The following is a 17,877-nucleotide window of genomic DNA, read 5'->3' as shown; positions in this document are numbered from 1 at the left end:
TCCTAGGCGGCAGCTAGTCAATAATAGCATTTGGAAGCTCGACCTAGACGCTTCCTCGCTTCCGCGTCGCTCCACCCTCGTATCCGTCACCTTCGGCAGGCTGTTCCCTCGATCGGTCCGTTTGTCGGCGAGCCGGGCGGCGGCAAGGGGTTCGTTCTGGCGATGGCCCCGCATGTGGCGCTTCTCCCCTGACCGTGCGAGCGTGCCCCCTCCGATTCGGATACCCCATCATGCTCCGCCTCACCCTTGCCGCCCTCCTCATCGCCACCCCGGCGCATGCCGCCGACATGGCGTTCTTCGTCAAGAACCTGCGTAGCCAGGCGGTGGCGGTGGAGCTGTTCAGCCGTGACCGCAAGATGTCGTGGCCGGGCGGCGACCAGGTGTTTCTGATCGAGCCTAACTCGCAGAAATCAGTGCCGATCTCGTGCAATCAAGGTGAGAACATCTGCTACGGCGCCTGGGTGAATGGCAATGATGCGATTTCGGCCGGCGTCGGGCCGGATAATGACCAGCCGTGCGATACGTGCTGTTTCATCTGCGTGGAGAAAACGACCGAGACGATCGATCTGGTGGAGTGAGGGGCGGGGCGCCGAAGCTGCTGATCTCCCCCCTCGTGGGGGAGATGTCCGGCAGGACAGAGGGGGGCGCGAAGGATCGCCAGCGTATGGATCAGCAAGCCTAAAATTGAATGACGTGGCTGCAGGAATGAGAGGTCGGCGGGACAGCGCCCCCCTCTGCCTTGCCAGGCATCTCCCCCACGAGGGGAGAGATCAGCCGTTCCGCCCTCCACCAATCACCCCAAAATCAGTCAGCCGCTCCCCTTCAATGTCAGCCGCCATCATGCGATGCTGATTCCCTCGGCCGGGGGGCCGATTTGCCTCGGGGGTTTCAATGTCTTTCACCATCACGCGCCGCATCTTCGTCGCGCTCTCGCTTGCCGCGATGTTTGCGCCGGCCGCGCACGCCGCCGACATCACCTTCGCCGTCAAGAACAGCCATCCCAACGCCATGCGCCTCGAGCTCTACAGCCAGGACCGCGACTATGTCTGGCCGGGCAACGACAAGGATTTCTATCTCGACGATGGCGAGACCAAGCAGATCCCGGTGTCGTGCGACGAAGGCGAGTCCATCTGCTACGGCGCCTGGGTGGACGGCGACGAGGGAACCTATTGGGGCGTCGGCCCCAACAACAAGGAAAAATGCGAGGATTGTTGCTACACCTGCAATGGCGGCGAGACGGAGGAAATTGAACTGACGCCGTAGGAAGTACAGCCAAACTCCCCCCAAGTGGGGGAGCTGTCCGGCAGGACAGAGGGGGCGCCATAGAGCGCAAGCCTCGGCAACCACCGAGCATCGTAATGCCGCACACGCCTCGACATCGCGCAAACGCCAGATCGATGCGCAAAGTCCTGACGCCAGCCGAACTCAAGCTCTGGAACGAACTTCGTGCCCACCGGCTATGGGGCTTGGCTTCCGGCGACAATTTCCGATTGCCGCCTACATCGTCGATTTCGCTTGCCTGGAGAAGAAGCTGGTCATCGAAGTCGATGGCTCCCAGCATGCGGACGCCGGCGCGGCTGCCGGTGATGAAACGCGGACATCGCACCTCGAACAAGATGGCTGGACCGTCCTGCGGTTCTGGAATGACGACGTCATCCGCGACGTCGACAATGTCTGCCAGCATATTGTGATTGCGGCTGGGCTTGGAGGCGCATCCTGAACCGTGCCGGTGCTGGGCTTTAGGCAGGGAAAGGTCGGCGGGACAGCGCCCCCTCTGGCCTGCCGGCCATCTCCCCCACGAGGGGGGAGATCGGGTTCCGCCTTGGCTTTCGCCAATTATCCCAGCAACGCCCTTTGACGCTTCGGGCCGCCCGCCTTGCGCCAGGAATTGAACCGGTGCGTCGCGGCGGCAAACGAGATCTTCATCTGCTGGGCGACCGAGTAGCGCGACTTGCCTTCGTCGAACAGGCGGTAGCAGCATTCGACGCCCTCCTCGGTCAGCTTGCCGTCGGGCGCCTTGTTGTGCGGATTGGCGGGGTCGAATTTTTCGACCTGCTGTTCGACCAGGCCTTTCAGCCGTTGCAAATCGGCCTCGATGCTGGCGATCAGATCGAGGACGGGTTTCGGATCGAAGTGGTCGTGCGGCTTTGCCGTCATCTTGCTCATGCCTTTCGCTTGCGTATCGCGACCGATATAGGCGAACATTTGCCGATAATGAAGGGCGCGTTGCAATCCGGCGCTTCAACATTTCTTGACTGGTGATTGACCGCGGAGACTGCAGCGCCTAGTTTAGAATTGTTCTAAACTGGGGTGAATTTCTCATGCTTTCCCGTGTCTTCGGTTTCGGCCGCCGTCCTTTCGAAACGCTGTCGGAACAGGAGATCCTGGCCCTGGCAATTTCATCCGAAGAGGATGACGGGCGCATCTACCGCGCCTATGCCGACGGGCTGGCGGACAGTTTTCCGCAATCGGCGAAAGTGTTCGAGGCGATGGCGGCGGAGGAAGACGGCCATCGCGATTCGCTGATCGAGCTTTACCGCAAACGTTTCGGCGAGCGCATTCCGTTGCTGCGCCGCGAGCACGTGAAAGGCTATTACGAGCGCAAGCCCGACTGGCTGGTGCGGCCGCTCGGCATCGAGCATGTGCGGCGCCAAGCCGAAGAGATGGAGCGGCAGGCCTATCGCTTCTATGTCGAGGCGGCCAAGCGCACCGGCGATGCCTCGACGCGGAAACTACTCGGCGACCTGGCCGCGGCCGAGCAAAGCCATGAGAATTCGGCGCACTGGCTGGAGCAGAAACTTGTGCCGGGCGAGGTCAAGGACGAGGAAGCCAGCGCCGAGCAGCGCCAGTTCATCCTGACCTATGTCCAGCCCGGGCTTGCCGGGCTGATGGATGGCTCGGTGTCGACACTGGCGCCGATCTTTGCCGCAGCGTTTGCCACGCACGACACCTGGCAGACGCTGCTGGTTGGCCTCGCCGCCTCGATCGGCGCCGGCATCTCGATGGGCTTTACGGAGGTCGCTTCCGACGATGGCAAGCTGTCGGGGCGTGGCTCGCCGATCAAGCGCGGACTGACCGTCGGCATCATGACGACGCTGGGTGGGCTGGGCCACGCGCTGCCTTACATCATCCCGCATTTCTGGACGGCGACGGCGGTGGCGGCCGTCGTGGTGTTCTTCGAATTGTGGGCGATCGCCTTCGTGCAGAACCGCTACATGCAAACCCCGTTTCTGCGCGCGGCGTTTCAGGTGGTGCTGGGTGGGGCGCTGGTGTTTGCGGCCGGGGTGCTGATCGGGAATGCGTGAGCGCCAAGCGCCCCCTCACCCAGCCTCCGCTTCGCTCGGCTGACCTCTCCCCGAGGGGAGAGGAGATTTTCGAAGCCTGCGCCAGTCTCTTCTCCCCAGCGGGGAGAAGGTGGCCGCGAAGCGGCCGGATGAGGGGGCCTGGCGCGACGCCGATACCTAGTCACCCATTCACCGCCCTGCTATCCTCTGGCGCCTCGTCCCTCTCCGTCAGCCCATAGTCCCGCAGCACATGCGCAATGCGCAGCCGGTAGCCGGCAAAGATTCCGCCCCGGCCGGCCTTTTGCGCCTGCCGGTGCTCTTCCGTGTTGCGCCACGCCTCGACCGCTTCCTCGTCGCGCCAGAAGGACAGCGACAGGACGCGGTTCGGGTCGGCCAAGCTCTGGAAGCGCTCGATCGAGATGAAACCATCGATGCCGTCGAGCAGCGGCCGCAACTCGGCAGCGATGCCGAGATAGGCATCGCGCTTTCCCTCAGCCGGTTGCACCTCGAAGATGACAGCGATCATGCTTCCTCCTTGACCGCGGTCTGGAACAGCTGCCGCGGTCCATGCGGCCCCGACACCAGCTTCAGGAAGATGCGGTCCTCTTTCAAGATGAACTTTTCCCGGCGGGCGAATTCGTAATTGGCCTTGCCGGCGGGATCGGCGGCGAGGCGGGCGCGGTAGGCCTCATAGGCAGCGAGGCTGTCGATGTTGTAGGCGGCGTAGGCGGTGGTGGCCGAGCCCTCATGCGGGGCGTAGTAGCCGATCAGATCGGCGCCGCAGCGCGGGATCGCCTGGCCCCAGGCCTTGGCATATTGCTCGAAGGCCGGCTTGCCGAACGGGTCGATCTCATAGCGGATGAAGCAGGTGATGGTCATCGTGAACTCCTTGGGTTTCGCGTGGATAGTTCGAGCGGCGTCGAAACGTTGTGCCGCAGGGTCTGCTAAGCAAAAGCGCTGGCTGTCAGGCCTGCCAGAAGGATTTTGCGCATTCGCGGCGCACATCCTCACGGGTCAGGCCGAGATCGCGCAGCAGATGATCGTCGACCTCCGCGAGGTCGAGCCGCTGCAGATGGCGGTCGTACCAGCGGGCGAGCAGCCGCCGTTGCAGCCAGGTGACGAACGGGAACGGCCGGCGGCTGGCGAGTGGGACAGAAGCGGTTGGCATCGGCGTTCTCCTTGATCCCGCCCGACAATAATGCTTATCTGACGAGAATGCTTCGATGGAGACCTAACTATGCGTGAAGGACCCGACATTGCCCGCATCGGCAGCCTGGTCGGCGATCCGGCGCGGGCAAACATGCTGAATGCGCTGATGGGCGGCACGGCTTTGACGGCCAGCGAACTGGCGCTGGAGGCCGGCGTCTCGCTGCCGACGGCGTCCTCGCATCTGTCGAAACTGATGGAGGGCGGGCTTTTAACTTTGACCAGCCAGGGACGGCATCGCTATTACGGCCTCGCAGGGCCGCAGGTTGCCGGCATGATCGAGGCCATCACCGGGGTGGCCGAAGCGGTTGGTCCCAAGCGCGTGCGGCCCGGCCCGCGCGACGGCGCCATGCGCGTCGCCCGTGTCTGCTACGACCACCTCGCCGGCGAACATGCGGTGGCGATGCTCGACCGCCTCGTCGCGCGCGGCATCCTGTTGCGCGACGACAATGAGATGAGGCTGGGGCCAGCAGCAGCCTCGCATTTTTCGGCCATCGGCATCGACGTCGGCGCCAAGCCGCGCCGGCCGGTCTGCCGCGCCTGCCTCGACTGGAGCGTGCGCCGCTCGCACCTCGCGGGAACGCTGGGCGCGGCGATCCTCGACAAGATCCTGTCGGAAAAATGGGCGCGGCGGGAGAAGGATAGCCGTGCGGTGGTGTTTTCACCGCCGGGGAAGCAGGCGTTCGAGCGGGTGTTTTTAGCGTAGAGGTTCGGCGGCGCTAATTGGGCGACGCTGGCGGGACAGCACCCCCCTCTGGCCTGCCGCCCATCTCCCCCTCAAGGGGGGAGATTGTGCGCCTGGTCGCTTTCGCCAACCATCAACGCTGTAAGGCAGGAACGGCGAAACTGCTAATCTCCCCCCTTGAGGACAGAGGGGGGTGTGACGGAACGCTTGCGTAGCAGGTGAGGCGCGCGACGCTCACCCCCGCTTCAGCACCTTCGCCTGCTCGAAGAAATCCGCCCACGGATCGGCCTTCTCCAATTCCTTCAGCGTCGTCTTGTCGCCGATCGGGAAGGAATTCGGCGCTAGCCCCTTCTCAACCTCCGCCCACGTCACCGGTACCGAGACCGTCGCGCCCTTCTTGGCGCGGGAAGAGTAAGGCGCGACGGTGGTCGAGCCCCTGCCATTGCGCAGATAGTCGACGAAGATTTTTCCGGTGCGCGCCTTTTTCGACAGCGTCGCCGTGTAGCGGTCGGGCGCGGCCTGCTCCAGCGCCTTGGCGAAATCATGCGAGAAGGTTTTGACCGCCTCCCAATCCGCCGACGGCTTCAGCGGCACCAGCACGTGATAGCCCTTGCCGCCTGACGGCTTGACGAAATTCGGCAGCGACAGATCGTCGAGCTTGCCTCTGATGTCGAGCGCGGCCTCGCGCACCGCCTTGACGTCGACGCCTTCGTCGGGATCGAGATCGAAGATGATCTGATCCGGCTTTTCCAGCTCATCGATCTTGCAGCCCCAGATGTGGACCTCGACCACGCCGTACTGGACCAGAGCGGCAAGGCCGTCGAAATCGCGGATGAACAGGATTTCCTCGCCATCGGTCGGGTCCTTCATGCGGGCAATCTTGTCGCTCATGCCGGCCGAAGCATGTTTCTGGAAGAAGCGCGGACCGCCGATGCCATCCGGCGCCCTGACCAGGCTGAGCGGCCGGTTGACGATGAACTGCTCCATGCGCGGCCAGACCAGCGCGTAGTGTTCGAGCAAGTCCTGCTTGGATATTTTTTCCTCGGGCCACAGCAGCTTGTCGGGATGGGATAGTTTTACGCTGGTCGTGATCGTCGCGGGCGCCTTAGCCCCGGCGGCCTTGCCGGCGCCGCCTGCCGCCGGCTTTGCCTTGTTCGCCGCCTTCGATGGCTTTTCCTGCACGACTTCCTCCGCCGGCTTGTCCTCGCGCAGTCCCTGGAACGACGCGTGGCGTATTATACGGTCCGAGGTCCAGCTGCGGAACTCCACTTCGCCGACAAGTTCGGGCCTGACCCAGACCAAACCCTTGCCCTTTGGCACCGCGGCGGCAAACGGCGAGGCGTCTGCCTTCAGCGCATCGAGTTTTTTCTTCAAATCGGTGGCGCTCCTGGCTGTGAAGCCCGTGCCGACGCGGCCGGCATAGTGGAGCTTGCCGCCCTCGTGGTAGCCGACCAGCAGCGAACGCAGGCCGCGGCCGGTCTTGTCCGAGGGCAGATACCCGCCGATGACGAATTCCTGGCGGGCCGTGCATTTCGACTTCACCCAGCTTGGGCCACGGCCGCTGCGGTAGGGCGCATCGGCGCGCTTGGAGACGATGCCTTCAAGGCCCATGCGGCAGGCGTGCTGCAGCATGATCTTGCCCGGTTCCGCGAAATGGTCGCTGAAGCGAACAGCGGCATTTTCGGCCGTCTCGCCGAGCAGCTCCTGCAGCGCCTGCTTGCGCTCGACCAGCGGCTCGCGGCGCAAATCCTTGCCGTCAAGCCGCATCTGGTCGAACACATAGTAGGTGAAGCGGTCGGTTCGATTGGCGGAGAGATCCTGCTGCAGCAGCGAGAAAGACGAAACGCCGCTGTCGGCGAGCACGACGATTTCGCCATCGATGATGGCGTCGCTGCATTTCAGCTGGGCGAGTTCCGCGACGATCTCGAGGCCGAATTTCTCCGTCCAGTCGAGGCCGGTGCGGGTCAGCAGCCGCACCTCCGTGCCGGCGATCTGCGCCTGCATGCGGTAACCGTCGAACTTGACCTCATGCAGCCAGTCCTCGCCGGGCGGCGCCTCGCGCTCCAGCGTCGCCAGTTGCGGCTCGACGAAGTCGAGGCGCTTGCCGGCTTTCGCCTTGCTGGATGCCGCGGGCTTGTTGGAGTGCCAGACCTTCGGCTTCTTGCCGTCGGCGGTCTTGCCTTCCGCGACCTCTTCGATGGTCAGGCCGGACTTCACCGATTTCGGTGCGTCCTTCAGGATATCCTCGCCGGGGCGGGCGGCGGCATCGTCGGATTTGATCAGCAGCCAGTTGTCGCGCTTTTCGCCCGGGCGGGGCCTTAATCTGACCAGATGCCACCGCCCATTCAGCTTCTGGCCGTTGAGTTCGAAGTCGATATGGCCCTTCTTCATCGCCTTGGCCGGGTCGATCTCTGGCGTCCATGTGCCTTCGTCCCAGACGATGACGGTGCCGCCGCCATATTCGCCCTTGGGAATGGTGCCCTCGAAGCCGGCATAGTCGATCGGGTGGTCCTCGACATGCACGGCCAGCCGCTTTTCGTGCGGGTCGAGGCTCGGGCCTCGCGTCACCGCCCAGCTCCACAACACGCCCTCATGCTCGAGGCGGAAATCATAGTGCAGCCTGGTCGCGTCGTGCTTCTGGACGACGAAGATGCCGCCGGGCTGCTTGCCGCGCGCGACCTTGCCCGCCGGCTCGGCCGTCTTCTTGAAATCGCGCTTGGACTGATATTGTTCGAGGCTGGCCACGGCGCCGACCCTCAAGCCGACTTGCGCTTGGGCGCAGAAGCTTTCGCCTTGCCGCTTTTTGCCGCCGGCTTGGCCTTCTTCGCCGGGCCTTCCGCCTGGCCGCCATCGGACAGGCTCTTCTTCAGCGCGTCGAACAGATTGACGACATTGGACGGCTTGGGCGCGGCCTGCGCTTTCGGAGCCTTCTTGCCGGCCTTCTTGGCGCGGATCAGTTCGAGCAGCGCGTCCTCATACTTGTCCTCGAATGTCGACGGATCGAACTTCCCCTTCTTCTTGTCGATGATGCGTTCGGCCATATCGGTCATCTCCTGGTCGGTCTTCACCGCCTTGATGTCGCCGAAGATGCTCTCCGGCTCCCGCACCGTGTTGCCGTACCGCAAGGTGGTCAGCACCATGCCTTTGCCGCGCGGCTCGATCACCACGGGCCGCTCGCGGCTATAGAGCACGACGCGCGCCAGCCCGGCCATCTTCTTGTCCGCCATGGCATCGCGGATGACGGCAAAGGCCTCCTCCGACACCTTGTCGGCGGGCGTGACATAATAGGGCGTGTCGAGATAGATCTGCTCTATCGAGGCTTTGTCGACGAAGCCATCCAGCGCCATCGTGTGCGAGGACTCGATCTGCACCGCTTCGATCTCTTCGTCCTCGATATGGACGAACTCACCGGGGCTCACCTCATAGCCCCTGATCTCGTCGCCATCGCCCAGCGGCTTGCCGGTTTCAGAATCGACATAGATGCGCTTGACCGTGTTGCCGGTCTTGCGGTTGAGCACCCGGAACGAAACTTTTTCGGCGTGGGTGACGACGTTGGTCAGTTCGACAGCGCAGGTGACCAGCGACAGTTTCAGATAGCCCTTCCAGGCGGGGCGAGGTGCCATGGCGAACTCCTGCGCGATGCGGTTCAAGCGAGAACGGGCAAGGCCCGTTCCGGTTCCGGGCGCGCAACCAGGGGCATTTCGGCAGCGAGCATGGAAATTTCGAGAGGCTCGCCAAATCTGAAACAGAACCGCGCTCAAGCGACATCCAGACGAAACATATGTGATGCAAAAGTCACAATGCCGGAAATGGCGACGAACCACACCGAAAGACCCCCAAACAGCCGCATTCCGGCCACGAAGCATGGGGTTTTCGACCAAAGATTAACATCGTGTTCACCGACTATTCACGCCTCGACGCTATGATCCCCGCAATCGGACGGGACATCCGAAAATCGGGACAGGGACTTGAGTAAAATGAAATTCTGGGGCCACATCGCCGGCTATGCCGCCGCCATCCGCGAGTTCATCGCGCCGACCTATCGACCGGAGCGCTACTACATGCGCGGCCCGGGTCCGGCCTGCGCCCGTCGCGGCAGCTCGCTCGGCGCGCATTGATCATGACATTCGAAACGCGTCACGACAGCCGGATCTGCAGACCGGAGGCCGATCCCCGCGCAACCACCTATCGCGCCGAGCGCCCCGCGCTGGCCGCGAGAAGCCGTGCGACAACGCCGCGACTTTGATCCCGCTGCCGGCGGGCTTAGTGTCTGAAGACACAAGCTGCCGGACGTCCCGTGACTTCTTCTCCTGAACCCTTCGATGCCAGCCAGCCATTGATCGTTTTCGACGGCGTCTGCGTGCTGTGCTCGGGCTTCGTACGCACGGTGGTCGGGCTCGACCGCAAAAACCGCTTCCGCTTCGCCACGGCGCAGTCGCCCTTCGGCGAGGCGCTGTTCCAGAGATACGGGCTGCGCACCGACAGCTACGAGACCAATCTGGTCCTTGTCGGCGGCGCTCCCTTCATCCGGCTGGACAGTTTCATCGCGGTGATGGCCGAACTCGGCTGGCCGTGGCGGGCGGCGAAGGCCCTGCTGCTCATCCCGCGCCCCTTGCGTGACTGGCTCTACGAACGCATCGCCAAAACCGCTACGCCATGTTCGGCCGCAAGGACAGTTGCGAGATCCTGTCCGCCGCGATACGTGCGCGCGTGATCGGCTAATCACATGTCACCCAAAAGTGACCTCGGTTCCGGGAACGACATACGCAAAAAGAGCGGCGCGATGAGGCTTCTGGTCGTTGGCGGCTATGGCATTTTCGGCGGCCGCATCGTGCAATTGCTGGAGAGCGAGCCACGCCTGATCCTGCTCGTCGCCGGGCGCTCACTGGCCAGAGCCGAGGCCTTGTGCAACGCCCGCACCGGCGCGGCGGCGCAGCTCGTGCCGGCGCGCTTCGATCGCAACGGCGACCTCGCGCAAGGCCGGCCTGTTCGTTCGCGCCTGAGTCCGGCAGCGCCGCGACGGCGACGATCTCGATGACGATGTCTGCCTGGGCAAGCGCTGCGACGCCGATTACCTCCGAAGGCGGCGGATTGTTGTCGCTGCAATGCTTCGGACAATGCTCGGCGAAAAACGCGTCCAGCACGTCGAGACGAAAATTAGGCGAGCTGAGGACGCCGCCGTCGGGAAATGGCCCTTTGACGAAAAAGGTCAGCCTGATGAGATGGTCGAGCCCGCTGCCAAGTTCTTCCAGATCCGATTTGATGTTGCCGAGAACTTCCCGCCACTGCGCCGCGGCATCGCCGGCGAAGCCGCCACCCTTCTTGCCGGCCGGATCGTAGTCAGCCGATGTCGCGGTGTTGCCGCAGAGATAGACGGTGCCTTTCGCACCGCTGACGACCGTGCCTTTGCCCCATGGCATCAACCGGCCGTTCTTGAATTTCTTGTGGGTCACGAGTTCCATTCTCTTCTCCCACGCCTCGTGTGACGTGCCCGCCAACGACAGAGGATAGTGCTGTGCGGAGCCACGGCCAGTCCGCTGCCGGTCATCCGCCAGCAGACGAAGGAACATCTGGTCCTTGCGAAATCTCCTGGCGGAGGCGAAAGTTTTTTCTGAAGCCTGTCGAAATCGGCCGCCGCCGCGCGACATACGTCTGGCCCCGCTAGGACGCGGCCTTCGAAACCACGGGAGAAGACCCATGCGATACATGCTTTTGATCAACAGCGACGAAGCCGCGCAGGCGAACACGCCAATCGAGAAGGCTCAGCAGATGAGCGCAGCATATGCCGCCTATACCGAAGCGTTGAAGAAATCCGGCGCATGGCTCGCCGGCGAACGGTTGCGCCCGACCCAGGCGACCACCTCGGTGCGGATCACAGACGGCAAGACCAACGTGATCGACGGCCCCTATGCCGACACCAAGGAGCAGCTTGCCGGCTTCTACATGATCGAGGCGGCCGATATCGATACCGCCATCGACTGGGCGGCGCGCTGTCCGGCGGCGAGCGCCGGCACGGTCGAGTTGCGGCCGATCTGGGAAATGGCCGACTACATGCCCAAGAAATGAAACCGTGATGGACAATCGCCCGGAGATCGCGCGGGCGGCGGCCGAAGCGGCCGCCCGGCAGAGTTACGGCAAGCTGGTCGCCTACCTTGCTGCGCGCACACGCGACGTGGCCGGCGCCGAGGACGCGCTGGCCGATGCCTTTGCCGCGGCGCTTGAGCGCTGGCCGCAGACCGGCGTGCCCGACAAGCCGGAAGCATGGCTGCTGACCGTCGCGCGCCGCCGTGGTGTCGATGCGGTGCGCCGTCGGCTGACCAGCGAGGCGAGCCGCGACCATCTCAAGCTGATGGCCGAGGAGATGGAGGCGAGCATGGAAGACGACGACTTGCCCGACGAGCGTCTCAGGCTGATGTTTGCCTGCGCGCATCCGGCGATCGAAGCCAGCGTGCGGGCGCCGCTGATCCTGCAGACCATTCTGGGTTTCGACGCGGCGACGATCGCCTCGGCCTTCCTGATTTCGCCGGCGACGATGGGCCAGCGTCTGGTGCGCGCCAAGAGCCGCATCCGCGAGATCGGCATTCCGTTCCGCGTGCCGGATCGCGCCGAACTCGGCGAGCGGCTGGAAACGGTGCTGGAAGCGATCTACGCGGCTTTCGCCGAAGGCTGGACCGACCCGGCAGGGACCGAGACGAGAGCGCGCAATCTGGCGACCGAAGGCATCTGGCTCGGGCGGCTGGTGGCATCGCTGATGCCGGACGAACCGGAAGCGCTCGGCCTGCTGGCGCTGATGCTGTTTGCCGAGGCGCGGCGCCCGGCGCGGCGCGATGCGGCTGGAGATTATGTGCCGCTCGCCGACCAGGATTGCCGTCTTTGGGATCACGCGCTGATCGACGAAGCCGAGTCGCTGCTGGGCCACGCCGCCACCATTGGCGTCATCGGCCGCTACCAGCTCGAAGCGGCGGTACAATCGGTGCATGCGACGCGGCGACGGACCGGCCAAACCGATTGGGCGGCGATCCGTAACTTCTACGATGCGCTGTCGGCGATATCAGGCTCGCCGGTGATTTCGATCAACCGCGCCGTGGCGATTGCCGAGGCCGAAGGGGCGGCGGCAGGACTGGCGGCGCTCTACGTGCTGGGCGACGACAAGCGGCTCAACGACTATCAGCCCTATTGGGCCGCTCGCGCCGGCCTGCTGGCCAGGCTCGGCAATGCGGCGCAAGCGGTCGAAGCCTATGACCGGGCGATCGGCCTTGAACGCGACCCCGCCGTGCGCCGCTTCCTGCAGGCGAAACGGGCGATCCTGCGAAATTGAAGCGTCCGTTCAGGCCGGCCACATCTCATGCGCGGTGTTGAGCCGTTTTATCAGCGGATGCGCGCGCAGCGCCGACCATAAGCGTTCGATGTTCGGCCAGTCGGCCCGCGCCTTGTCCATATCGGGGTGCCAGGCCACCAGCATGACGAGGTAGATGTCGGCCAGCGACATCGCGTCGCCGACCAGCCAGCCGCGCCCCTCGAGGGCTGCATCGACAATGGCGAAGCCGCGGTCCATCTCGGCAATGGCTGCCTGCTTGACGGCTTTCTTGCCGTCGGCATCGGTGGTGTAGCGATGGGCATAGTAGAGGCGCAGGATGGCGGGGTAGAGCACCGATGACATGAACGCCATCCAGCGCAGGAAACCGGCGCGATCCGGCGATCCGGCAGCCGGCGCCAGACCCGCCTCCGGATGGCGCTCGGCAAGCAGGATGCAAATCGCCGCCGATTCGGTTATCGATTGACCGTTGGGCAAGGTCAGCACCGGAACCTGGTTCAACGGGCTGATGTCGAGGAAAGCCGGGTCCGGCGGATCCTTCTTGGGCACATCGATCTGGTCGAATTGCGCGTTTGCCAGCGCCAATGCGGCCTCGACGACGAAACCGCCACTGCCTGGGCGCGTGTAAAGCTTGTACATGTGATTCTCCCCCTGCCCACACGAAGCAGGCCGGGGCGATTTGACCCTGAAGCCGCCTCCCGCTCAAGCCGGTGGCGGACGCCACAGCCGGGTTTTCTGCGGTCCAGCCATGAGACTTCCGATGTCGGAGGGACAGCACCCCCCGATGCCCGGCAGGGCGGAGGGGGGTGCGAAGGATCCCCGCTATCCCGTTGAGACGTTAAGCGCCCAGCCCGTCGAACAGGATCGTCGACAGATAGCGCTCGGCGAAGGACGGGATGATCACCACAAGGTTCTTGCCCTTGTTCTCCGGCCGCGAGCCGACGACGATCGCCGCTTGCAGGGCGGCGCCCGACGAGATGCCGACCGGCACGCCTTCAAGGCGGGCGACGAGGCGGGCGTTGGCGACCGAATCCTCGTTGGAGACCTTGACGATCTCGTCATAGATCGAAGTGTCGAGGATCTTTGGCGCAAAGCCGGCGCCGATGCCCTGGATCTTGTGCGGGCCGGGCTGGCCGCCCGACAGCACCGGCGAGGCCTCCGGCTCGACGGCGACGACATGCACCGAGGGCTTGCGTTGCTTCAGCACCTGGCCGACGCCGGTGATGGTGCCGCCGGTACCGATGCCGGCGACGAAGATGTCGACCCCGCCATCGGTGTCGTTCCAGATCTCCTCGGCGGTGGTGCGGCGGTGGATCTCCGGATTAGCCGGGTTTTCGAACTGCTGCGGGATGACGGCGTCGGGCAGGGTGGCGGCCAGCTCGTCCGCCTTGGCGATGGCGCCCTTCATGCCTTTCGGTCCTTCGGTCAGCACCAGTTCGGCGCCGAGCAGCGCCAGCATCTTGCGGCGCTCCACCGACATGGTTTCGGGCATGGTCAGGATCAGCTTGTAGCCCTTGGCGGCGGCGGCGAAGGCGAGCGCGATGCCGGTATTGCCCGAGGTCGGCTCGATCAGCGTCGTCTTGCCGGGTTTGATCCGGCCCGACGCTTCCAGCGCCTCGATCATCGAAACGCCGATGCGGTCCTTGACCGAGGCGATCGGATTGAAGAATTCGAGCTTGGCAAGAAGGTTGGCAACGACGCCCTTCTCCTTGGCGAACTTGTCGAGCCGCACCAGCGGCGTGTCGCCGATCGTCTCGGTGATCGAGTTGTAGACACGGCCGCGGCCGGGCACGCGCGCGGAAGGCTTGTTCATTGGTTTCGCTCCCAAATCAGATCAGGCAATTGGCGTCGGCGGACAGAATAGGGCTTTCGCCCGCGCAAGATAGGCTGCCGGCCGAAAATATCGAGTGGGCCGCTTGCTGAAAACGCTTGTCCCCTCAAGCCGCATTTTCCGGATGGACCGATCGGCGGAATGGATGGGCCTGAACCGATCTACTGACGTGCGGCAATGGCAGCGGCCGCGCCCACCATGAAGCCGGCGGCGGTGCGGTTCAGCGCCCTCATCGCGCGTGGCGATTTCAGGAACCAGCGCGCCTTGGCGGCCAGCGCAAGATATGGCACCAGCACCACGAAGAGCACAATGACGGTGAGCGCGACCAGGATGCCGTAGTCGGCGAGCGTGATGGTCTTCAGGTCGACGATGGTCGGTGATGGCGAGGTAGAAGATCATCGTTTTCGGGTTGCCCAGCGTGACGGTGAGGCCGGCAAGGAAGCTCGATACCAGGCCGCCCTTGCCTTTCCTGGCCTCGACAGTCTCGGGCGTGATCCCGGCCGTCCAGAAACGCCAGCCGAGGAAGGCGAGATAGGAGACGCCCAGCCATTTGATGGCGAGAAACACCATGCCGAAGCTTTGCGCGACAAAGGCAAGGCCGAGCACCACCGCGGTGAGATAAATGAGGTCGCCGAGCATCAGGCCGAACGACATCGCCAGCGATGAGCGGAAGCCGGATCCGAGCGCCCGCGCCACAAGCGCGGTGACGCCGGGCCCGGGAATGGCGGCGGCGATGCCCAGCGCAGCACTATAGGCAAGGAAGCCGGTGAGGGTCATGACGGTCGCACCTCGTGAAACGACTCTGATGCCATGAAAGCCTGCAACGGCAAAACGGATTCGATTGCGCCAAGCAGGACATGAAAGCCGGTCATCCTCGCCTGAAAGCGAGAGATGGTTCACTTACGCCCCGAAGGCGGTCGGCTATCTCGCATGGTCCGAACGGCAGGAGCACCCATGTTAGCCAAAAGACTTCACATCCAGCTCATGAAGTGGATGCCCAACAACTATTCCGAAGCACGCGGTCACGTCCACGAGCTGGAATGGTATCTGTGGTTCGAGGGGCGTCAGGCTTTCAGCCTGTTCGACAAGGGCGATAGCGATGTCGTTCCGCAGACTGGATATTTTACCGACAGCCGGAACCCTGGCGCCTACCCCGTTCGTCCGATGATCTATCCGCTGGTCGTCAACAACCGCTTCAAGGTGCGGCTGGTGGCGATCGAGCGTGACGGACCGCAAAAGATAGACCCCGACGACACCGCCAAAGGCGAATTCTACATCGACCTCGACACCAAATATCCGCCGGTCTCGGACTGGCGCATCATTGCTGCCGATCCGCGCAATACCGACCTCAACTTGGAAGCGTCGTTCCAGCTGCAATGGTTGGATTATGTCGATACCGCCGAGATTGCCGAGGATGGCCCGCCACGCATCATCGACAAGTCCAATTATCCCTATCCCTGGGGCGCCAATGTGATGGTGTTCGAGCACTGGCTCGGGCTTGGCCGCAAGGCGCCGCTCAAACTCATCGACCCGAACCGCGCATCGCGCCGCGAATACTGGATGATCAATGGCAATGCGGCCCGGCGCATGGTGCAGGACCTCTATCGCTTCCACATCAACCAACTGGGCGTCGCCAACGACACCATCAGCAGTGTTTACGTGCCGAAGCTCAATGCCGGCCACGTCACGGTGACGCTTTACGAGCACGATTTCAGCGACAGCCGCTTCGCGCAAGGGGCGAAGAAGTCCTTCGGCTCGGTCGGGCTCTTCAATCTCAGGGATACCGGTTTCGATGACCGCGTCTCATCGGCCGAGGTGATCCATACCTATCCCAAGGTGATCCATCGGGACGTGCATTAGGGCCGGATTGCGCTGTTCGCCGGCTCAGGATGGGCCATCGACATGGGTGATGCGCCAGATGGTGCCGTTGCCATCCTCGGTGACGATAAGCGCGCCGTCCCTGGCCACCGCGACGCCGACCGGCCGGCCCCAGACGGCGTCGTCGGAGAGGACGAAGCCGGTGATGAAATCCTGGTACTCGCCGGTCGGCTTGCCGTCGCTGAATCTCAGCCGCACCACCTTGTAGCCGGTCCTCATACCACGGTTCCAGGAGCCGTGCAGGGCGACGAAGGCGTCACCCTTGTACTCTGCCGGGAAATTGCCGCCGTCATAGAAGGCGATGTTGAGCGGCGCCGAATGCGCCTGCATCAGCACGTCGGGCACGGTGACCGAGCCGGCGAGGTCTGGGCGCGCGCCCTCGTGACGCGGGTCCTCGTTGGCGCCGATATAATACCAGGGCCAGCCATAGAAGGCGCCGTCCTTGACTGAGGTGGCATATTCGAACGGCACATCGTCGCCGAGACCGTCGCGCTCGTTGACGACACACCACAGCGCGCCGGTGGCCGGCTGCACGGTCATGCCCGAGCAATTGCGCAGGCCGGTAGCGAGGATGCGGCCATTCTTGCCGTCGGGGCCGAAGGCCAGCACGTCGGCACGGCCATCCTCGGAACCCCAGGTGGCGCCGAGTGGCTGTGATTTTGCCCAGGCGTCAAGGCCGCCCTTCGGTGCCTTCTGCATGCCCTCCGCGACGTTCGATCCGGAGCCGACCGAGAGATACAGCGTCTTCCCGTCCGGCGAGAAGGCGATATCGCGGGTCCAGTGGCCGCCGGTAGGGATGTCGGAGACAATCGTCTCCGGTTCGCCGGAGGCTTTAAGGTCGCCGTCGCGATAGGCGTAGCGGACCACGCTGTCGTTGTTCGCGACATAGACCCATTGCGGCTTGTCGCCAGGCGGGTAGAAGGCGATGCCATAGGGCTGGTTGAGATTGTCGGCAAAAATGCCCTCTTCGGCCGGCTTCGCGCTACCCTTGGCCAGCCGATAGACGCGGATCTGGTTGGCGTCACTGTCGGCGACGAACAGGTCGCCGTTCGGCGCCACGCGCACGACCCGCGGATTGGAAATGCCGGAAGCAACCAGTTCGGCCGAAAACCCAGGCAGCAGGACGGGCTTCGCGCCCTCGGGTCGATCGCCAAGGCCGGCGCTGTTGGAGGCGGATCCGGTGATGTTGGGCTTTTGCAGATCATCCGGCTTGATCAGCCGGCGCACACCTGGCTTGTCGGCCGTCCAGTCGCCGAAAGCGTCTTTGCCGGTCAGCAGCGGTTGATCGGCCTCCTGGGCGAAGGCGCTGGTGGCCAGAAGCAGGGCAAGCCCTGCCAAGCCGGCAATCCGGATCATGCTGTTCTCCTCGAACTCGCGCCGGTCGGCGCGTCATGCACAAGGGAGATATTGTGCGGCCGCCGCAAAAGAGAAGCGTGCGCGCGCGCAGATTCGACGAGAGAACCGCTCAACTTTCCTCTTCGACGTCGAGATCGTCGTCGAGACGCTTTTCCAATGCGACGAGATCTTCCGGCAGCGGCAAGCCCATGGCGCGCATTTCGCGCAGTTTTTCGCGCAGCTGCTCCTGGATTTCGTGCTCGTCCTCCGGCTGGTTGACCATTTCTTCGAGCAGCATGCTGATCTGGGCCTTGAACGATTCAAGCGCCATTCTGCGCCCTCC

At 63.9% G+C, this 17,877-nt stretch carries 20 protein-coding genes and 3 pseudogenes; 11 read left to right on the top strand and 12 right to left on the bottom strand.

Going from position 1 to position 17,877, the window contains the following annotated elements; translation table 11 throughout:
• Positions 1-230: 230 nt before the first annotated feature.
• The 3 genes and pseudogenes from NKI32_RS03120 to NKI32_RS03110 all read left to right on the top strand — a co-directional run bounded on the left by NKI32_RS03120 (position 231) and on the right by NKI32_RS03110 (position 1,720).
• On the top strand, positions 231-578 hold the full coding sequence (locus NKI32_RS03120) for a hypothetical protein (RefSeq protein ID WP_353001813.1): 348 nt from the start codon (positions 231-233) through the stop codon (positions 576-578).
• A gap of 313 nt (positions 579-891) precedes the next feature.
• Positions 892-1,263 (top strand): hypothetical protein, encoded by a 372-nt coding sequence (locus NKI32_RS03115; RefSeq protein WP_023710358.1) that lies wholly within the window; start codon positions 892-894, stop codon positions 1,261-1,263.
• Between the two features lie 95 nt (positions 1,264-1,358).
• Positions 1,359-1,720 (top strand): annotated as a pseudogene (locus tag NKI32_RS03110) (endonuclease domain-containing protein).
• Between the two features lie 116 nt (positions 1,721-1,836).
• On the opposite strand, the gene NKI32_RS03105 reads toward NKI32_RS03110, so the two are convergent.
• Positions 1,837-2,157 (bottom strand): hypothetical protein, encoded by a 321-nt coding sequence (locus NKI32_RS03105; RefSeq protein WP_023681249.1) that lies wholly within the window; start codon positions 2,155-2,157, stop codon positions 1,837-1,839.
• 164 nt (positions 2,158-2,321) lie between these two features.
• On the opposite strand from NKI32_RS03105, the gene mbfA reads away from it, so the two are divergent.
• Positions 2,322-3,305 carry an iron exporter MbfA gene (gene mbfA, locus NKI32_RS03100; RefSeq protein ID WP_353001811.1) on the top strand — a complete coding sequence of 328 codons (984 nt, stop codon included), beginning with the start codon at positions 2,322-2,324 and terminating at the stop codon, positions 3,303-3,305.
• 160 nt (positions 3,306-3,465) lie between these two features.
• Here mbfA and NKI32_RS03095 read toward each other — a convergent pair whose 3' ends face one another.
• The 3 genes from NKI32_RS03095 to NKI32_RS03085 form a co-directional block, all read right to left on the bottom strand.
• On the bottom strand, positions 3,466-3,810 hold the full coding sequence (locus tag NKI32_RS03095; protein WP_353001809.1) for an antibiotic biosynthesis monooxygenase family protein: 345 nt from the start codon (positions 3,808-3,810) through the stop codon (positions 3,466-3,468).
• Complete coding sequence (locus NKI32_RS03090; RefSeq protein ID WP_023728759.1) at positions 3,807-4,163, bottom strand: NIPSNAP family protein; 357 nt, start codon at positions 4,161-4,163, stop codon at positions 3,807-3,809. The genes NKI32_RS03095 and NKI32_RS03090 overlap by 4 nt, the downstream gene beginning before the upstream one ends.
• Before the next feature lie 85 nt (positions 4,164-4,248).
• Entirely contained in the window at positions 4,249-4,452 is a 204-nt protein-coding gene (locus tag NKI32_RS03085) for a DUF1127 domain-containing protein (protein ID WP_023726757.1), read from the bottom strand.
• A gap of 69 nt (positions 4,453-4,521) precedes the next feature.
• Here NKI32_RS03085 and NKI32_RS03080 point away from each other — a divergent pair, with 69 nt between their 5' ends.
• Positions 4,522-5,196 (top strand): ArsR/SmtB family transcription factor, encoded by a 675-nt coding sequence (locus tag NKI32_RS03080; RefSeq protein ID WP_353001807.1) that lies wholly within the window; start codon positions 4,522-4,524, stop codon positions 5,194-5,196.
• Positions 5,197-5,409: 213 nt separating this feature from the next.
• Here NKI32_RS03080 and ligD read toward each other — a convergent pair whose 3' ends face one another.
• Complete coding sequence (gene ligD, locus NKI32_RS03075) at positions 5,410-7,920, bottom strand: DNA ligase D (RefSeq protein ID WP_353001805.1); 2,511 nt, start codon at positions 7,918-7,920, stop codon at positions 5,410-5,412.
• An 11-nt stretch (positions 7,921-7,931) separates the two neighbouring features.
• Positions 7,932-8,798 carry a non-homologous end joining protein Ku gene (gene ku / locus NKI32_RS03070; protein ID WP_023681243.1) on the bottom strand — a complete coding sequence of 289 codons (867 nt, stop codon included), beginning with the start codon at positions 8,796-8,798 and terminating at the stop codon, positions 7,932-7,934.
• 345 nt (positions 8,799-9,143) lie between these two features.
• Here ku and NKI32_RS03065 point away from each other — a divergent pair, with 345 nt between their 5' ends.
• From NKI32_RS03065 to NKI32_RS03055, 3 genes are all read left to right on the top strand, one after another.
• Positions 9,144-9,293: a hypothetical protein gene (locus NKI32_RS03065; protein WP_196813601.1), complete on the top strand. Its 150-nt coding sequence runs from the start codon at positions 9,144-9,146 to the stop codon at positions 9,291-9,293.
• 179 nt (positions 9,294-9,472) lie between these two features.
• Positions 9,473-9,889 (top strand): thiol-disulfide oxidoreductase DCC family protein, encoded by a 417-nt coding sequence (locus NKI32_RS03060; RefSeq protein WP_352537489.1) that lies wholly within the window; start codon positions 9,473-9,475, stop codon positions 9,887-9,889.
• 69 nt (positions 9,890-9,958) lie between these two features.
• Positions 9,959-10,213, top strand: coding sequence for a hypothetical protein (locus NKI32_RS03055; protein ID WP_023749321.1), 255 nt, complete (start codon positions 9,959-9,961; stop codon positions 10,211-10,213).
• Positions 10,214-10,247: 34 nt separating this feature from the next.
• On the opposite strand, the pseudogene NKI32_RS03050 reads toward NKI32_RS03055, so the two are convergent.
• Positions 10,248-10,595: pseudogene (locus NKI32_RS03050) on the bottom strand (RidA family protein); the annotation flags it as partial.
• 277 nt (positions 10,596-10,872) lie between these two features.
• Here NKI32_RS03050 and NKI32_RS03045 point away from each other — a divergent pair.
• Together NKI32_RS03045 and NKI32_RS03040 are read left to right on the top strand one after the other, a co-directional pair.
• A complete protein-coding gene (locus NKI32_RS03045) occupies positions 10,873-11,241 on the top strand; it encodes a YciI family protein (RefSeq protein ID WP_023681239.1) in 369 nt (122 codons plus the stop codon).
• Positions 11,242-11,248: 7 nt separating this feature from the next.
• Positions 11,249-12,493, top strand: a complete 1,245-nt coding sequence (locus NKI32_RS03040) for an RNA polymerase sigma factor (RefSeq protein WP_353001804.1) — start codon at positions 11,249-11,251, stop codon at positions 12,491-12,493.
• A gap of 9 nt (positions 12,494-12,502) precedes the next feature.
• Here the strand turns inward: NKI32_RS03040 and NKI32_RS03035 are convergent, their stop codons facing one another.
• The 3 genes and pseudogenes from NKI32_RS03035 to NKI32_RS03025 all read right to left on the bottom strand — a co-directional run bounded on the left by NKI32_RS03035 (position 12,503) and on the right by NKI32_RS03025 (position 15,098).
• On the bottom strand, positions 12,503-13,129 hold the full coding sequence (locus NKI32_RS03035) for a glutathione S-transferase family protein (protein ID WP_353001802.1): 627 nt from the start codon (positions 13,127-13,129) through the stop codon (positions 12,503-12,505).
• A gap of 199 nt (positions 13,130-13,328) precedes the next feature.
• Positions 13,329-14,303: a cysteine synthase A gene (gene cysK, locus NKI32_RS03030; RefSeq protein ID WP_023692952.1), complete on the bottom strand. Its 975-nt coding sequence runs from the start codon at positions 14,301-14,303 to the stop codon at positions 13,329-13,331.
• Positions 14,304-14,482: 179 nt separating this feature from the next.
• Positions 14,483-15,098 (bottom strand): annotated as a pseudogene (locus tag NKI32_RS03025) (LysE family translocator).
• A gap of 177 nt (positions 15,099-15,275) precedes the next feature.
• Here NKI32_RS03025 and NKI32_RS03020 point away from each other — a divergent pair.
• Positions 15,276-16,181, top strand: a complete 906-nt coding sequence (locus NKI32_RS03020; protein ID WP_353001800.1) for a hypothetical protein — start codon at positions 15,276-15,278, stop codon at positions 16,179-16,181.
• A gap of 24 nt (positions 16,182-16,205) precedes the next feature.
• Here NKI32_RS03020 and NKI32_RS03015 read toward each other — a convergent pair whose 3' ends face one another.
• Positions 16,206-17,555 (bottom strand): PQQ-dependent sugar dehydrogenase, encoded by a 1,350-nt coding sequence (locus NKI32_RS03015; RefSeq protein ID WP_352510719.1) that lies wholly within the window; start codon positions 17,553-17,555, stop codon positions 16,206-16,208.
• A gap of 109 nt (positions 17,556-17,664) precedes the next feature.
• Entirely contained in the window at positions 17,665-17,865 is a 201-nt protein-coding gene (locus NKI32_RS03010) for a hypothetical protein (RefSeq protein WP_023672050.1), read from the bottom strand.
• Positions 17,866-17,877: the final 12 nt, after the last annotated feature.

The organism is Mesorhizobium sp. M0761, assembly GCF_040320205.1.
Lineage (GTDB): Bacteria > Pseudomonadota > Alphaproteobacteria > Rhizobiales > Rhizobiaceae > Mesorhizobium.
Note: the sequence above shows the minus strand (reverse complement) of the source record. Positions and strands in the feature narration are given on the sequence as shown.

Coding starts and splice junctions, on each gene's coding strand:
- NKI32_RS03120 (WP_353001813.1), top strand. CDS start 231: ATGCTCCGCCTCACCCTTGCCGCCCTCCTCATCGCCACCCCGGCGCAT.
- NKI32_RS03115 (WP_023710358.1), top strand. CDS start 892: ATGTCTTTCACCATCACGCGCCGCATCTTCGTCGCGCTCTCGCTTGCC.
- NKI32_RS03105 (WP_023681249.1), bottom strand. CDS start 2,157: ATGACGGCAAAGCCGCACGACCACTTCGATCCGAAACCCGTCCTCGAT.
- mbfA (WP_353001811.1), top strand. CDS start 2,322: ATGCTTTCCCGTGTCTTCGGTTTCGGCCGCCGTCCTTTCGAAACGCTG.
- NKI32_RS03095 (WP_353001809.1), bottom strand. CDS start 3,810: ATGATCGCTGTCATCTTCGAGGTGCAACCGGCTGAGGGAAAGCGCGAT.
- NKI32_RS03090 (WP_023728759.1), bottom strand. CDS start 4,163: ATGACCATCACCTGCTTCATCCGCTATGAGATCGACCCGTTCGGCAAG.
- NKI32_RS03085 (WP_023726757.1), bottom strand. CDS start 4,452: ATGCCAACCGCTTCTGTCCCACTCGCCAGCCGCCGGCCGTTCCCGTTC.
- NKI32_RS03080 (WP_353001807.1), top strand. CDS start 4,522: ATGCGTGAAGGACCCGACATTGCCCGCATCGGCAGCCTGGTCGGCGAT.
- ku (WP_023681243.1), bottom strand. CDS start 8,798: ATGGCACCTCGCCCCGCCTGGAAGGGCTATCTGAAACTGTCGCTGGTC.
- NKI32_RS03055 (WP_023749321.1), top strand. CDS start 9,959: ATGAGGCTTCTGGTCGTTGGCGGCTATGGCATTTTCGGCGGCCGCATC.
- NKI32_RS03045 (WP_023681239.1), top strand. CDS start 10,873: ATGCGATACATGCTTTTGATCAACAGCGACGAAGCCGCGCAGGCGAAC.
- NKI32_RS03040 (WP_353001804.1), top strand. CDS start 11,249: ATGGACAATCGCCCGGAGATCGCGCGGGCGGCGGCCGAAGCGGCCGCC.
- NKI32_RS03035 (WP_353001802.1), bottom strand. CDS start 13,129: ATGTACAAGCTTTACACGCGCCCAGGCAGTGGCGGTTTCGTCGTCGAG.
- cysK (WP_023692952.1), bottom strand. CDS start 14,303: ATGAACAAGCCTTCCGCGCGCGTGCCCGGCCGCGGCCGTGTCTACAAC.
- NKI32_RS03020 (WP_353001800.1), top strand. CDS start 15,276: ATGTTAGCCAAAAGACTTCACATCCAGCTCATGAAGTGGATGCCCAAC.
- NKI32_RS03015 (WP_352510719.1), bottom strand. CDS start 17,555: ATGATCCGGATTGCCGGCTTGGCAGGGCTTGCCCTGCTTCTGGCCACC.
- NKI32_RS03010 (WP_023672050.1), bottom strand. CDS start 17,865: ATGGCGCTTGAATCGTTCAAGGCCCAGATCAGCATGCTGCTCGAAGAA.